This window comes from Parvimonas sp. M20 (genome assembly GCF_035282425.1).
Classification (GTDB): Bacteria; Bacillota; Clostridia; order Tissierellales; family Peptoniphilaceae; genus Parvimonas.
Genome location: NZ_JAYKBQ010000265.1, coordinates 1 through 241 on the forward strand (window position 1 = coordinate 1; position 241 = coordinate 241).

Below are 241 nucleotides of genomic sequence, written 5' to 3' on the forward strand. Positions count from 1 at the left end.
AGCATGTTTATCTTACATTAACAATAAAGCATCTTAAACATGTTCAAATCCTTTAAATTTGTTTTTTAATAAAGTTTTAACATCTAATTTTCCACATGCAATAAGTGATGCATGTTTTTCTAAACGTAAACGACCGCCAGGCATAAGTCCACCTAAAATTTGCTTATGTCCCATACCAACACCCCATTCGATACGTGGGATATTGACATAAGTACCTGAACCTAAATAATTTACATTACCA

Annotated in this window: 1 pseudogene; it reads right to left on the reverse strand. The window is 32.0% G+C overall.

The features are described from left to right. Positions 1-33 precede the first annotated feature (33 nt). A pseudogene (locus VJI93_RS09195) lies at positions 34-241 on the reverse strand (NAD(P)-dependent alcohol dehydrogenase); the annotation flags it as partial.